General features: G+C 64.1%; 14 protein-coding genes. 5 read left to right on the top strand and 9 right to left on the bottom strand.

Features of this window, described 5'->3' with window-relative positions:
- Positions 1 to 5: 5 nt before the first annotated feature.
- From AC4FS3_RS01665 to AC4FS3_RS01650, 4 genes are read left to right on the top strand one after another with little or no spacing between them, the layout of a single operon-like run.
- Positions 6 to 893 (top strand): branched-chain amino acid ABC transporter permease, encoded by an 888-nt coding sequence (locus AC4FS3_RS01665; RefSeq protein WP_283176603.1) that lies wholly within the window; start codon positions 6 to 8, stop codon positions 891 to 893.
- Position 894: 1 nt separating this feature from the next.
- Positions 895 to 1,899, top strand: coding sequence for a branched-chain amino acid ABC transporter permease (locus tag AC4FS3_RS01660; RefSeq protein WP_491019087.1), 1,005 nt, complete (start codon positions 895 to 897; stop codon positions 1,897 to 1,899).
- 12 nt (positions 1,900 to 1,911) lie between these two features.
- Positions 1,912 to 2,790, top strand: a complete 879-nt coding sequence (locus AC4FS3_RS01655) for a hydroxymethylglutaryl-CoA lyase (RefSeq protein ID WP_491019086.1) — start codon at positions 1,912 to 1,914, stop codon at positions 2,788 to 2,790.
- A complete protein-coding gene (locus AC4FS3_RS01650) occupies positions 2,787 to 3,563 on the top strand; it encodes an enoyl-CoA hydratase-related protein (RefSeq protein WP_491019085.1) in 777 nt (258 codons plus the stop codon). Before AC4FS3_RS01655 ends, AC4FS3_RS01650 begins: the two co-directional genes overlap by 4 nt.
- A 200-nt stretch (positions 3,564 to 3,763) precedes the next feature.
- Here AC4FS3_RS01650 and AC4FS3_RS01645 read toward each other — a convergent pair whose 3' ends face one another.
- The 3 genes from AC4FS3_RS01645 to AC4FS3_RS01635 are packed head-to-tail and all read right to left on the bottom strand — an operon-like array spanning position 3,764 to position 7,638.
- The gene (locus AC4FS3_RS01645; RefSeq protein ID WP_491019084.1) at positions 3,764 to 5,035 is read right to left on the bottom strand and encodes an MFS transporter; all 1,272 of its coding nucleotides are present in this window, start codon (positions 5,033 to 5,035) and stop codon (positions 3,764 to 3,766) included.
- Complete coding sequence (locus AC4FS3_RS01640) at positions 4,971 to 5,363, bottom strand: hypothetical protein (RefSeq protein WP_491019083.1); 393 nt, start codon at positions 5,361 to 5,363, stop codon at positions 4,971 to 4,973. The genes AC4FS3_RS01645 and AC4FS3_RS01640 overlap by 65 nt, the downstream gene beginning before the upstream one ends.
- Before the next feature lies 1 nt (position 5,364).
- On the bottom strand, positions 5,365 to 7,638 hold the full coding sequence (locus AC4FS3_RS01635) for a TonB-dependent receptor (protein WP_491019082.1): 2,274 nt from the start codon (positions 7,636 to 7,638) through the stop codon (positions 5,365 to 5,367).
- 186 nt (positions 7,639 to 7,824) lie between these two features.
- Here AC4FS3_RS01635 and AC4FS3_RS01630 point away from each other — a divergent pair, with 186 nt between their 5' ends.
- Positions 7,825 to 8,763 (top strand): helix-turn-helix transcriptional regulator, encoded by a 939-nt coding sequence (locus AC4FS3_RS01630; RefSeq protein WP_491019081.1) that lies wholly within the window; start codon positions 7,825 to 7,827, stop codon positions 8,761 to 8,763.
- A gap of 5 nt (positions 8,764 to 8,768) precedes the next feature.
- On the opposite strand, the gene AC4FS3_RS01625 is transcribed toward AC4FS3_RS01630, so the two are convergent.
- From AC4FS3_RS01625 to AC4FS3_RS01600, 6 genes are all read right to left on the bottom strand, one after another.
- Positions 8,769 to 9,944: an acetyl-CoA C-acyltransferase gene (locus AC4FS3_RS01625; protein WP_491019080.1), complete on the bottom strand. Its 1,176-nt coding sequence runs from the start codon at positions 9,942 to 9,944 to the stop codon at positions 8,769 to 8,771.
- Between the two features lie 34 nt (positions 9,945 to 9,978).
- Positions 9,979 to 11,604 (bottom strand): AMP-binding protein, encoded by a 1,626-nt coding sequence (locus AC4FS3_RS01620; RefSeq protein WP_491019079.1) that lies wholly within the window; start codon positions 11,602 to 11,604, stop codon positions 9,979 to 9,981.
- Positions 11,605 to 11,684: 80 nt separating this feature from the next.
- Positions 11,685 to 12,083, bottom strand: coding sequence for a RidA family protein (locus tag AC4FS3_RS01615; RefSeq protein WP_491019078.1), 399 nt, complete (start codon positions 12,081 to 12,083; stop codon positions 11,685 to 11,687).
- Entirely contained in the window at positions 12,080 to 12,502 is a 423-nt protein-coding gene (locus AC4FS3_RS01610; RefSeq protein ID WP_491019077.1) for an acyl-CoA thioesterase, read from the bottom strand. The genes AC4FS3_RS01615 and AC4FS3_RS01610 overlap by 4 nt, the downstream gene beginning before the upstream one ends.
- A 10-nt stretch (positions 12,503 to 12,512) precedes the next feature.
- Positions 12,513 to 12,965: a cupin domain-containing protein gene (locus AC4FS3_RS01605; RefSeq protein ID WP_491019076.1), complete on the bottom strand. Its 453-nt coding sequence runs from the start codon at positions 12,963 to 12,965 to the stop codon at positions 12,513 to 12,515.
- A gap of 38 nt (positions 12,966 to 13,003) precedes the next feature.
- Positions 13,004 to 14,140 (bottom strand): acyl-CoA dehydrogenase family protein, encoded by a 1,137-nt coding sequence (locus tag AC4FS3_RS01600; protein WP_491019075.1) that lies wholly within the window; start codon positions 14,138 to 14,140, stop codon positions 13,004 to 13,006.
- Positions 14,141 to 14,152 lie beyond the last annotated feature (12 nt).

Raw genomic sequence — 14,152 nt, 5'->3', positions numbered from 1 at the left:
GCTCCATGATCATGGTTTTCGGTATCCCCCTCCAGGCACTGATGAGTCAGCTGCTGGTCGGGTTGATCAACGGCTCTTTCTACGCGCTTCTCAGCCTTGGCCTCGCGGTGATCTTCGGCCTGCTCAGGGTGATCAACTTTGCCCATGGCGCGCAATATATGCTGGGCGCGTTCACCACGCTTTTGCTGCTGACGCTGCTGGGGGTGAATTACTGGTTTGCACTGATCCTTGCGCCGCTGATCGTGGGGCTGAGCGGCGTGCTCGTTGAGCGGTTGTTCCTGCGCCGCCTTTACGAGCTTGACCACCTGCATGGGCTTTTGTTCACCTTCGGCCTCGCGCTGGCGCTGGAAGGGGTGTTTCGCTGGTTCTTCGGCGTCTCGGGCTCGCCCTATCCGGTGCCGGAGCTGCTGAAGGGCACGGTCAATCTTGGGTTCATGATGCTGCCGATCTACCGCGCCTGGGTGGTGGTGGCTTCGCTGGTGATGTGCCTTGCGGTCTGGCTGGTGATCGAGCGCACGAAACTGGGGTCCTACCTGCGCGCCGCGACCGAAAACCCGCAGCTGGTGCAGGCTTTTGGGGTGAATGTGCCGCTTTTGCTGACGCTGACTTACGGGCTGGGCGCTGGGCTTGCAGGTTTTGCCGGTGTGCTGGCGGCGCCGATCTACCAGATCTCGCCTTTGATGGGGTCGCATCTGATCATCGTCGTCTTCGCCGTGGTCGTGGTGGGCGGCATGGGGTCAATCCTTGGCGCGATCTTCACCGGCTATCTCCTGGGCATCGCCGAGGCGCTGACCAAGGTCTTCTACCCCGAAGCGTCGAGCACCGTCATTTTCGTGATCATGGCGATCATTCTTCTGGTCCGGCCTGCCGGTCTGTTCGGAAAGGAGGCCTGAAATGTCCCATCCCACATCCGCCGCCGGGGCTGTTTCTGACGAGGTCAGGCCGATCCGCCAGGCCATCACCATCCGCCGCCTTTTGCTGATCGCGCTGGTCGCCCTGCTGCTGGTGGCGCCCTTGCTGGTCTACCCGCTGTTCATGATGAAGTTCCTGTGCTTTGCGCTTTTCGCGGCGGCCTTCAACCTGCTCCTCGGCTATACCGGCCTCCTCAGCTTTGGCCATGCGGCGTTTTTCGGTGGCGCGGCCTATTTCACCGCCCATGCGATGAAGGAATGGGGGCTGACGCCTGAACTTGGCCTCCTGGTCGGTGTCATCGGTGCGGCGGCGCTCGGGCTTTTGTTCGGCCTCCTCGCGATCCGCCGCCAGGGGATATATTTCGCGATGATCACGCTGGCGCTGTCGCAGATGTTCTACTTCTTCTGCATCCAGGCGCCGTTCACCCATGGCGAGGATGGCATTCAATCGGTGCCGCGCGGCAATGTCTTTGGGCTGATCAGCCTTTCGGACACGATGACCATGTATTATTTCGTGCTGGCGGTCTTCCTGATCGGCATGGCGGTGATCTGGCGGTTCGTGCATTCGCCCTTTGGGATGGTGCTGAAATCCATTCGCGAGAATGAGCAGCGTGCGGTCTCGCTGGGTCTCTCAGTCGCGCGCTACAAGCTGGGCGCTTTCGTGATGTCAGCGGCGCTGGCGGGGCTTGCGGGCGGGCTGAAGGCGCTCGTGTTCCAGTTTGCGACGCTGACAGATGTGACCTGGCAAATGTCGGGCGAGGTGATCCTGATGAACCTTCTGGGCGGGATCGGCACCATTCTCGGGCCGGTGGCCGGGGCCGGGCTGATCGTGGCGCTTGGAAATGGGCTGGCGACCTCGGACTTCCCGGTCACCATCATCACCGGGGTCGTGTTCATGGTCTGCGTCCTGTTGTTCCGCCGCGGAATCCTTGGGCAGTTCTACAGCTCGAAGCTGGGGCGGATGCTCGGTTTCACCCCGCCGGGCTGAGGAGAGAAAGCGATGACCCAAAAGTCGGGAAAAGCGGTCCGCATCTACGAGGTCGGGCCGAGGGATGGCTTGCAAAATGAGCCGGGTTTCGTGCCGACCGCGACAAAAATCGCGCTGATCGATATGCTTTCGCAGACCGGCCTGACCCATATCGAGGCGGCGAGTTTCGTCTCGCCCCGCTGGGTGCCGCAAATGGCGGATGCGGGTGCGGTGATGGCGGGGATCGCGCCCGCGCCCGGCGTCATCTATGCCGCCCTGACCCCGAACCTGCGCGGGATGGAGGCTGCGCTGGCCGCCGGTGTCCGCGAAGTCGCGATCTTCGCCTCGGCGTCCGAGAGCTTTTCGCAGCGCAATATCAACTGTTCGATTGCCGAGAGCCTTGCGCGGTTCGCGCCGGTCGCGGCCCTGGCGCAAGAGTCCGGGGTCGCGCTGCGCGGCTATGTGAGCTGCATCACCCATTGCCCCTATGAGGGGGACGTGCGCCCCGAAGCGGCGCTGTCTGCAAGCGAAGCGCTGTTCAGCCTTGGCTGCTATGAGGTCTCACTGGGCGACACTTTGGGCCGCGCGGTGCCTCAGGATATCGACCGGCTGCTGGCAGTGCTGCTGCCCCGGCTGGATCCGGCACGGCTTGCCGGGCATTTCCACGATACCGGCGGACAGGCCATTGCCAATGTCGATGTGGCGCTGGCGGCGGGGCTCAGGGTGTTTGACAGCTCGATCGCGGGGCTGGGCGGTTGCCCTTATGCGCCGGGTGCCAAAGGAAATGTCTCGACCACCCTGCTGGCGCGGCATCTGGAAAGCGCGGGCTGGGTGACCGGCCTGGATCTGACGGCGCTGGCACGCGCCGAAGAGTACATTCGTCTCAAACTGAAAGAGGGGGCTGGTTCATGAGCGGCTTCTCCACCATCCGGGTCGAAACCGATGCGCAGGGCATCGCGACGGTGACGCTGGACCGGCCGCAGAAACATCATGCGATGAATGCGACCATGATGGCCGAACTGACCGGGGCCGCGATGGCCCTGGGCAAAGATCCCGCGGTCCGGGCGGTGATCCTTGCCGCAGAGGGGCCGACATTCTGCGCGGGGGGGGATCTCGACTGGATGCGCGAACAGCAGGAGGCCGATGCCGCCGGCAAAGCCCAGGCGGCGCAGGGCCTTTTCGCCATGCTGAGTACGCTGGATGAGATGCCAAAGCCGTTGATCGGGCGTATCCAGGGCAATGCCTGGGGCGGCGGCCTAGGGCTGATTTCGGTCTGTGATCTCGCGATTGCCGCCGAGGGCGTTCGTTTCGCGCTGACCGAGACGCGGCTCGGGCTGATCCCGGCGACCATCGGGCCGTTCGTTCTGCGCAAGACCGGCCCGGGCATGGGGCGGCAGATCTTTTTCACCGGTGCGACCTTTGGTACGGATTTCGCGCTGAGATCGGGGCTTTTGTACCAGGCCTGCCCGGCGGCGGATCTCGATCAGCATATCGCGGAAATCACCACAGCCGTGCTGCGGACCACGCCCGGCGCGGTCGCGATGGCCAAAAGGTTCTGCCGCGACCCGGCTGTGCCGGGCCCGGACGGGGCCGCGCTTTCCGTCGCCGCCCTTGCCAGATGCTGGGAAGGCGAAGAGGCGCAAAGCCGGATCACCGCCTTCCTCAGCCGCAGCGAGACCAGGTGATTACAGCACAGAAGCCCGGGCGCGCCACGCGACCCGGGCCTCACGCCACTGCTGGGGCTGCGCGATCACCACGGCGCCCAGGATCACCAGACCACCCGGCGCCACGCCGATCACAAAGGCCGAGACGATGGTGCCGCCAGCGGTGGCGACGAAGGAAATAACCTATATACCAGATGGTTGACCCCTATGCCGGGCTGGCGTCAGGTCCTCACGCTTACATGGGCGCTTCTGGTCCCATGCCAGCGCGCTCCGGCGGTTGCGGCCATCGAGATCAGCGTGGCGATCAGGAAAAGGCCACCATAGCCGAGCTTTGCAGCGATAAAGCCCGAGGCAACGCCGCCAAACTGATAGACGATCATCTGCGCGCAGGCGAGCAGGGTGAAATCGGTTCCGGGCTGGTCCGAAGAACAGACCTGCATGAACAGGGAATAAAGCGCAACGATCTCCATATAGCGGATCAGGGTCTGGAACACTGCCGCCGCTCCGACCGGGTAGAGACCGCCGAGAACGCCGAAGGCGTGCAGGGTGAAGATCGCGAAACAGAGGCTGCGCAGGCTGCCCAAAAGCACCAGCGTCTGATGCGCGCCACGACCCTTTACCAGGATCGCCGCAAGGGCGGCGCCGCCCAGCCCAACACTCGCCGCGGCCGCGCCCGAGAGATAGCCGATCCAGTCAAGCGGCATCCCGGCATCGACGAGATAGGCACCCTCCATCGCCTTCACCAGCCCTTCCGAGGCGCGGTAGAAGAGCGCAAGGCCGAGGACGCTGAGTGCTTCGGGGCGGGCAAGGAAGGCCCGGATCGAGGGCCGCCGGCGTGGGGCCGGGCGGGCCTGATCCTCATACATCCATGGCAGGATGATCAGCGGCAAAAGCGTGACAAAGCCCATGGTGATCATGGTCACCTGCCAGCCGAAATGGTGGTAAATCAACAGGCTGGCCGTGCCGCCGATCAGAACCGAGGCTGCAACCGCGCCGCCCTGGATCGCATTGCCGGTGGCACGTTCCTGCGGCGCGAGCGTCAGCACCGCATAGCCATCGGTCGCGATATCCTGGGTCGAAGTCGTCAGCGCCAGCGTAAGTCCGATGACAAACAGCGCCGGGATATTGGTCGGCGCGATCAGCGCGAGGGCGAAGATGCACAAGGCGGTGGCAAGCTGCATCGGCACGATCCAGCCCCGCCTTGGCCCAAGGGCGCGCAGCGGGTTGAAGCGCTCGATCCAGGGTGCCCAGAGGAATTTCAGGGCCAGCGGCAGCATGATCAGTGCCAGCATCCCGATCGCTTCCTTCGACACCCCGTTTTCGCGCAGGATCGGCGGCACGGCGGCAGCGACGACATAGGACGGCACTCCCTGCGCGATATACAGCGCGGCCAGAACCGCATAGCGGCGCATCGGGCCGGGCAGGGTCTCACCGGTCTGCGAAGAGCCGGTCATGGAGGGCGAGGAAAGCGGCCTCGGCGATGCTTTGGTCATCATAAACCTCGACGGGGACAGACCAGAATTGCGAGAAGGCGGCCCGCTTGCGCTCGGTCGGGGTGTCGGTGACGAGCACCAGCCCCCGGATCCGCTCGGCGGTGGCCGAACGGCTGGCTTTGGCCAGCTGGTTCTGCGCCACCTCGCCGTCGTGATCAAGACGGAAGCCCCTCAGATCGGAATAGAGAACGAAGGGACTGTCATGGCGGGCGAGCCGCTCAAACAGCGCCAGGTAGCCGGCGCTGTCGGTGATATCCTGAGGTGGCTGGAAGCGCAGGGACAAAGCCGAAGCCATATCCCGCGCCGCATGGCGGCCGAAATGGATCATATCAGAACGAAACCCGGTAACCGACGGTCACTGTGCGGCCGAGGCCCATACTGTCGACATTGCGCGTGGCGGTGGCGGTGGGGTTGGCATAGCCCGTGTCGAAGAGGTTTTCGACCGCGACCGAAAACAGCCCGGGGCCGATCTGTTTCGACACGCTTGCATTGACAAGGTTGACGCTTTGCAGGTCGATCTCGCCCGGCGCGCGGTCACGGCCCGCCAGATGCAGCGCCTCGACCCGGGCACGCCAGCCATTCTCAAACTCCTGCGTCACCCCGAGCCGCACCCGCAACGGGGATCCGATCCGGTTATTGCCGATCCAGGCATCGACTTTGCCATCGCCGTTTTTGTCAACGCGACCCTCGCGGTAGCCGATCATACCATCGAGCACCGTCGCGTCGGAAATGGCATACATGCCCTGGGCCTCGATGCCCCAGATCTCTTCGCGCTGCTGGCTGACCTGATTGGTGACCGGGTTGAAATTCACCCCCTCATCCGAGGTCGAATACCAGGCCGAGATCTGGCCGTTCCAGGTCTCTTCCTCGTGGCGCAGCCCGATCTCCCAGGTGTCCACCACCTGCGGCTTCGGGCCGATATCGGCATAGGACAGCGCATAGGTGCCGGGGGTGCGGCAGCCATAAGCGGCGGCGATCAGCGGGTTGTCATTGCCGTAAGCGGTGCAGATCTCGGCCACCGAATTCATCCCGGCGCGGCGGGTAAAGCTGCCGATATCGGTCAGAGAATAGCCCTGGGACCAGCCGCCGAACAGCTGCGTTGCCTCGTTGAGCTTCCAGGTGAAGCCCAGATTGCCGGTGAATTCCTCGAAGGTGAACTCGTCGCCGGTCACGCTGACCGGGGCCAGATCCAGCCCGACCCGGTAGGCCGGAAAGTAGTAATAGGCGCGCGGACGCGAGAAATTGCCGACGGTCAGATCGTAATGGTCGTAACGGATGCCGCCCGAAAGCGTCAGCGCGTCATTCACCGGCAGGGTCAGCTGCGCAAAGAGCGCCCGGCTGTCGCTGTCGAGCGGCGTCGAAATCGCCTGGCCGTTGATTGCATTCTGCCTTGTCTCGTCCGTTCCGGCCTCAAAGCCCCAGCTCAGCCCTGCTTCACGCCCGAAAATGGTCAGCGGGCTGTCGATGGCCACCGTGAGCGTGTTGCGCAGGCTTTCCAGTTCCGACTGGTTGTAATCGGCGGTCGGATCGGCCGGATTGCCGCTGTAATAGACCAGCGTATTGACCACCGGATCAAAGACGTTGAACGAAAACCGCTTCATCACGTCATTGCGGGAAAAGGTGACCGCGAGCTTGCCGAGGGCGAAATCCTGATCGGTGTAGCGCAGCGTCAGATAGTTGGAATCCTCGGTCACCGGCTTGCCGTAATAGGGGCGGCTCAGATCCGGCGCGACCGGCGAAACGGTGTAGCTGGTGAAATATTCCGGCCTCTGGTCGAGGCGAACCTGTTCAAAGCTCAGCTCGATCCGTTTGGCATCGTCGATATCATAGCCAAGGCGCAGACCCAGATTGGCGGCTTTGGTATGGTCACCGCCGCCCTGGCCCAGCATCGGATCCGAGGGCAGAAGATTGCCATCCCCGTCAAAAGTCTCGCGGCTTTGCCAGCCTGACAGGGTAAAGGCATAGTCAAAGGCACCGATCTTCTGGTCGACCTGGACCGAAAGCTCGGGCGCGATCGAGGCACCGATATCGGTTGTGAAGGCTTTGGCCCGCAGATCCACCGTGACGCGCGCGGTGCCATCGGCATTGGCGCCCGACCGGGTGATGAAATTGACCACGCCCCCGGTGCCCCCCGCGCCATAAAGCGAGGAGGCGCCGCCGATCACCTCGATCCGCTCGACCGAGGCGAGATCGATCAGCGACAGCGTCCGCGAGCTGTCGCGCAAGGGCGTGTTGCGTGGCACGCCATCCACCATCACCAGGAGGCTGCGGCCCCGGAAGGTCTCGGACGCGCCCGAAAGCGTCTGGTTGCCAAAGCTGAAGCCCGGCACCAGCCGCGCCAGCAGGCTGGTCGCATCGCCGCCCCGTTCGATCTGGGTGGTGATCTCGTCTTCGCCGATCACCTGGACTGCGCCGGGGATCGCGGAAACCGGGCGCTCGCTGCGATTGGCGGTGACGACGATGGTGCCGAGAAAGACCGGCTCTTCCTCTTGCGCATGGGCGGGCGGGGCGATTGCGATCAGGCAGGTGGTCAGCAAAAGCCCGGCAAGGCCGGTCCGCTGGCGGCAGCGGGCAAGGGCTCGGGGCGAACTTGTGGTCGGCATGGCGGCAAATCCCTTCAGGAGGCAGGGGCGGATCGGGGGTATGCGATCAGGGTTAGACATTGCTGACGAAAATAGTAAGTTTAGCCTGTCCCGCCTCAGGATTTGTCTGGACCCATGTTCTATCCATCTGGATTTTCACGACAGAGCGCTGCGCCACCCGGGTCTTCACCAGGGGCGGGTGAGGCCATGCACGCGACCGGGGCAGGGAGCCAGCTATGGGCGGCCGACCGGCTGACGCGGCGAGATTTCGCGCGGCCGCGCTTTCGGACGGCGCTGCGGGTGGCAGCCGGGCTCTGGGGCAGGCTGATCGAGGCCAGGGCGGTGGTGCCCCAGGCGGCCACGGAGGACGGGCATTTCCAGGCCATCGAGATCGGCGATGTGCTGTTGTCGACGCTGGATCTGGGCGGCGGCGAGCAGAGCTGGCATTTCACCCCGACCCCGGGATCAGCCGGGCGGGTGCTGCTGCTGTTGCGCCTGATCCGGGGGGGATGGCTGCAGGAGCGCGACGGGCCACGGGTCTGGCTCCCGGCCGGGCAGATCGCGCTTCTGACCCCCGCAGGCCCGTTTGATCTCGGGCTGCCGGATGGCGGGCGCTGTGATCTGGGGTTGATCGAAAGCGATGCGGCCCTCGGCCCCGGGGTGCGGGTGCTGGCGGGCACCATGCCGTCGGTCAATCATCTGGCCTTTGTCGCGGGGTACCTTCTGCGCTGCGCGCCCCATCCCGAAGGCCGCAGCCAGGAGCTGAAACAGATGCTGTTTCGCGCGCTGGATCATGTGCTCAGCGATCTGGGGGGTAAGAACAATGGCAGCGCCGAAACCCCGTTCGAGAGGTTCAAATTCCTGATCGGCGCCAATCTGGGCCGGGCGGATCTGTCGCTGGAAGAGGTGGCTGCGGCGATGGAGTTCAGCCCGCGCCAGCTCCAGCGCTTTTTGCAAAGTCATGGAACCAGCTTCCGCGCCCATCTTCTGCTGCGGCGCCTGCACCATGCGCATGATCTGATCGAGGCGGCGGGCCAGGCAAAGCTGCGGATCGCCGACCTCGCCTGGCGCTGTGGTTTTCGCGATCCGAATTACTTTTCACGGGCCTATGCGAAACACTGGAAAGTGCCGCCCAGCCGGGATTAGTCGCCTCAGACCGCCAGCAGCTCGACCGCGACCCCCTGGCCGACGCCGATGCAAAGCGTGGCAAGCGCCGAGGCACTGCCCGTTTCTGCAAGCCGTCTTGCCGCGTTTGCGACGATGCGGGCGCCCGACATGCCAAGCGGATGGCCCATGCTGATGCCGCCGCCTTTGGCGTTGACGCGCGGGTCAGCATCGCTGAGCCCCCAGGCACGGGTACAGGCCAGAACCTGGGCAGCAAAAGCCTCGTTCAGCTCGATCACATCCTGATCGGCGGGCGGTTTTGCACCGCGCGCGACCAGACGCTCCACCGCCGCAATCGGGCCGATTCCCATGATCCGGGGCGCAACCCCGGCCGAGGCGGCGCGCCCGATCCGTGCCAGAGGCGTCAGGCCAAGCGCCTTTACGCCTTTGGCCGAGGCCAGCAGCACCGCAGCCGCGCCGTCGTTCACCCCCGCCGCATTGCCTGCGGTCACCGTGCCGCCGTCGCGAAATGGTGCCGGCAGGGCGGCGAGCTTTTCAATCGAGGTCGCGCGCGGGTGTTCATCCGCGCTGACGACCGTATCGCCTTTGCGGCCCCGGATCGTGACCGGAAGGATATCCGCCGCATGCCAGGCTGCGTCATAGCGGGTCTGCGACGACAAAGCGTAAATGTCCTGATCCTCGCGCGAGATGCCGTAGTCTTCCGCGACATTCTCGGCGGTCTCGGGCATCGACTCTATCCCGAACGCCTTTGCGATCCGCTTGTTGACGAAGCGCCAGCCGATGGTCGTGTCATAAATCTCGGCCTGGCGGGCAAAGGCCGCATCCGCCTTGGGCATCACGAAAGGCGCCCGGCTCATCGATTCCACGCCGCCCGCGATGATCACATCGGCCCCGTCCCGGATCGCCCGTGCTCCCGCAATCACCGCATCCATCCCCGAGGCACAAAGCCGGTTCACCGTCAGCCCCGGAACCGAAACATCCAGCCCCGACAACAGAACCGCCATCCGCGCGACATTGCGATTGTCCTCGCCCGCCTGGTTGGCGCAGCCAAAGATCACCTCATCCGGCGCCAGCCCCGGATACAGCGCCACGAGCCCGTCGATCACCTGTGCCGCCATATCATCGGGCCGCACCGGGGCCAGCGCGCCGCCATAGCGCCCGATCGGCGTGCGGCGCATCGCGCAGAGAAAGACGTCATTCATCGGGGGGCTCCGGTTTCACAAAAAGAGTGGCCGTTCAGGATTTCGCAGGCTGGCGCAGCTGGAAGCGCTGGATCTTGCCGGTCTGGGTCTTGGGCAGCGCCCCGGTAAAGACCACGCGGCGCGGGTATTTATAGGGGGCGATGACCTTTTTCACATGGTCCTGCAGCGCCCTGATCATCAGCGCATCACCCTCATGCCCCGGAGCGAGGATCACATGCGCCTCGACAATCTGGCCACGATCCGCGTCAGGTGCGCCGATCACCGCGCATTCCTGCACCGCGGGATGCGACAGCAGCGCCGCCTCGACCTCGGGTCCGGCGATATTGTAGCCGGCCGAGAGGATGATGTCGTCGGTCCGGGCGGCAAAGTGGAAATAGCCCTCTTCATCCTGCCAGAACGTGTCGCCGGTCAGGTTCCAGCCATCCCTTACATAGACCTCCTGGCGCGGGTCATCCATGTAACGGCAGCCTGTCGGGCCGCGCACGGCAAGACGCCCGGTCTGGCCACGCGGTTTTTCGGTCATGTCCTCGTCGACGATCTTCGCCTCATAGCCGGTGACGGGCTTGCCGGTGCAGCCGGGGCGGTGATCGTCAAAGCGGTTGGTGATGAAGATATGCAGCATCTCGGTCGCGCCAATGCCATCAAGCATCGGCTTGCCGGTTTTGGCCTGCCATTCCTCATAGACCGGCGCGGGCAGGGTCTCGCCCGCCGAGACCGCCGCGCGCAGCGAGGACAGATCCGCCCCCTGATCCATTGCGGCCAGCATCACGCGGTAAGCGGTCGGCGCGGTAAAGCAGACGGTGGCGCGATGCTCTTCGATCATGCCGATCATATTGGGCGGGCTGGCCTGTTCCAAAAGCGCCGCGGTCGCGCCAAAGCGCAGCGGGAAGACCGCGAGGCCCCCCAGCCCGAAGGTAAAGGCCAAAGGCGGGCTGCCGATGAAGATATCATCGGGCGTCACATTGAGGATCTCTTTCGCATAGCCATCCGCGATGATCAGCAGATCGCGGTGGAAATGCATCGTCGCCTTCGCATCCCCGGTCGTCCCCGAGGTAAAGCCCAAAAGCGCCACATCATCGCGCCCGGTCTTGACCGCGTCAAATCGCACCGGCTTTTTCAGGGCGATACGGTCCAGTTCGGCATCATGATTGGCGGTGCCGTCAAAGCCGATCACAGTCGTAAGAAAGGCACTGTCATTCTTGCAATGGATCAGATCCTCCATCAGCCGCGTATCGCAAAGCGCATGGCTGATCTCGGCCTTGTCGATCACCTTCGCCAGCTCGCCCGAGCGCAGCATCGGCATGGTATTGACCACCACCGCCCCCGCCTTGGTTGCCGCAAGCCAGCAGGCCACCATCGCCGGATTATTGGCAGACCGGATCAGCACCCGGTTGCCGGGCTTCAGGCCGTAATCCTCGACCAGGGCATGGGCGATGCGGTTGGTCCAGTCGGTCAGTTCCTTATAGGTGCGCGAGCGGCCATTGCCGATCAGCGCGATATGATCGCCAAAGCCCTTTTCGACCATGCGGTTGGTCAGCTCGACCCCCACATTCAGCCATTCGGGATAGTCGAACCCCGTCAGATCCAGCTCCGGCCAGGTCTCTGTGGCGGGCAGGCGGTCGCGGGTGAAAGTGTCCAGATGGCCCGTTGGTCCCATCATGAGGTTAGCTCCCTGTTGGCTCCGCCGCAGTCTTGTCGCTGTCTTGTCGCAGCTTGCGGGGGATGTTCTTTCTTGCGCAGTCAGGCCGGGATCACGGCCGTGGCCTCGATCTCGACCTTGGCGCGGTCCTCCATCAGGGCGATGACCTGGACCACCGCCATGGCGGGGTAGTGGCGGCCGATGATCTCTTTGTAATGCGCGCCAAGACGCTTGAGCCCGCCGAGATATTCGTCTTTGGTGGTGATATACCAGGTCAGCCGCACCAGATGTTCGGGCCTGGCACCGGCTTCGGCCAGCACCGCGACGATATTGCGCAGGGTCTGCGCCGTCTGATCGACGAAATCATCGCTCTCGAACTCACATTGCGCATTCCAGCCGACCAGCCCGCCGGTCACGACCATCCGGCCCTCGGCGGCCATGCCATTCGCATAGCCTTTTGCGGGTTTCCAGCCTTCGGGATGCAGGGTCTGAATGCTCATGGTTTCTCCTGAAATGCTTTGATCCGGGCCCGGACATCCTCCGGCCAGGGATGGGACTGCCCCGATCCGTCGACATAGACCAGCGTCAGACCAGCGGTCAGACGGTGGCTGCCCGCGCCGTTCTCACCGGAATGATGCGCCTCGATATGGCAGGTGATCGAGGCGCGGCCGATCCGTATGACCGTCAGCTGCCAGTCCAGTACCTCGCCGAGGCGCGAGGGCGCATGAAACTCCGCTGTCACCTGGGCCAGCGGCACACCATTGCCGCCGGCCATCATCACCTCATAGGGCAGGCCCGCCACCTCCCGGAAAAAGTTCTCGGCGACGGAATTCGTCATCTCGAAATAGCGCGGATAGAAGACGATCCCCGCCGGGTCGCAATGGTTGAACTCTATCCGGATGGGGCGGTGCCAGATCATTTCCCTTGCCTCATTCGTTGGCTTCGGGCGGCAGGAAATCAACCGCATGTTCAGCCGAGACGCGGACGACCTCTGCTACATCGGTCATATTGTGCAACTGTTCGAACAAAGCGCGCAGATCCCCGGCGGGCGAGACCCAGAACAAAGCGCGCGAGGGCACATCGCCCTTGTTGAAATAGCCATGCGGCACGCCGCGCGGCATTTTCACCAGGTCGCCGGGCCGTGCCACCGACCAGACACCATCGAGCTTCACATGCAGCTCACCCTCCTGGACCAGGATGAATTCATCCTGGGTCGGGTGAATATGCACCGGCACGAACTGGCCCGGCTCGGAATTGGTCTCGAAGGAAAAGGTGCTGGCGCAATCGGCTTTGGGGAAATAGCGCTGGCCCAGAATGTTCCATTCCAGACCTTCGATACCCGTTCCCAGCCGGGTGATGCCGCCGTCAAGTGCCCTGGTCATTGCCATATTTCCCTGTTGTTGATGGTCGTCCTGAAATTCTAACCCAGAAGGCTGCGCGCAATCACCACGCGCTGCACATCCGAGGCGCCCTCATAGATCCTCAGCGCACGAATATCGCGGTAAAGCTCCTCGACCTTCATGCCGCTGCGCACCCCGTCGCCGCCATGCAGCTGCAGCGCCGCGTCGATCACCTCCTGGGCGGCCTCGGTCGCGTAAAGCTTCGCCATCGCGGCCTCGCGGGTGATCCGCGCCGCGCCCTGGTCCCTGGTCCAGGCGGCGCGGTAGACCAGCAAAGCCGCCGCGTCGATCTTCAGTGCCATATCGGCCAGATGCCCCTGCACCATCTGCAAAGATGACAGAGGCTCGCCCTGGATCCGGCGGCTCTGCACACGGCTCAACGCCTCATCCAGCGCGCGCCGCGCCATGCCCAAAGCCGCCGCCCCCACGGTTGAACGAAACACATCCAGCACCGACATCGCCAGCTTGAACCCGGCCCCCGCCGTGCCGATCAGCGCAGACTCGGGCAGGAACACCTGATCCAGTTTCAGCCGCGCCAGCGGATGCGGTGCCATCACCCCGATCCGTTCCGCAATCTCCAGCCCCGCCACATCTGCCGGCATCAGAAAGGCCGAAAGCCCGCGCGCGCCCGGCGCCTCGCCGCTGCGGGCAAAGATCACATAGAGATCCGCGATGCCCCCGTTCGAGATATAGGTCTTCTCGCCCGAAAGTCGCCAGCCGCCCTCGACCTTTTCGGCCAGGGTGGTGCTGTTGGCCACGTCCGACCCTGACCCCGGTTCCGTCAGCGCAAAGGCCGAAATCGCCTCACCGGCCCGCGTCTTCTTCAGCCAGAGCCGCTGCCCGGGCGTGCCAACCAGCGACACCGCCCCCATGCCAAGCCCCTGCATGGCAAAGGCAAAATCCGCCAGCGCATCATGGCGCGAGAGCGTCTCGCGGATCAGACAAAGGCTCCTGACATCCAGCACTTCGCCCTCATCAGCCCCGGAATGCCGCAGAAAACCCGCCGCCCCCAGATCCCGCACCAGGCCTTTGCAGGCGGTATCGACATCACTGTGATCCACCGGCAGATGCCCGGCGGCCCATTCCTCCAGCGCCGCTGACAACTCACGGTGACGCGTCTCAAAGAAGGGCCAATCCAGAAAACTGCGGTCGCTCATTTCATCTGTCCA

Source organism: Pseudogemmobacter sp. TB195 (genome assembly GCF_058313095.1).
The sequence above is the reverse complement of the archived record's forward strand: the minus strand, read 5'-3'. Positions and strand labels throughout refer to the sequence as shown.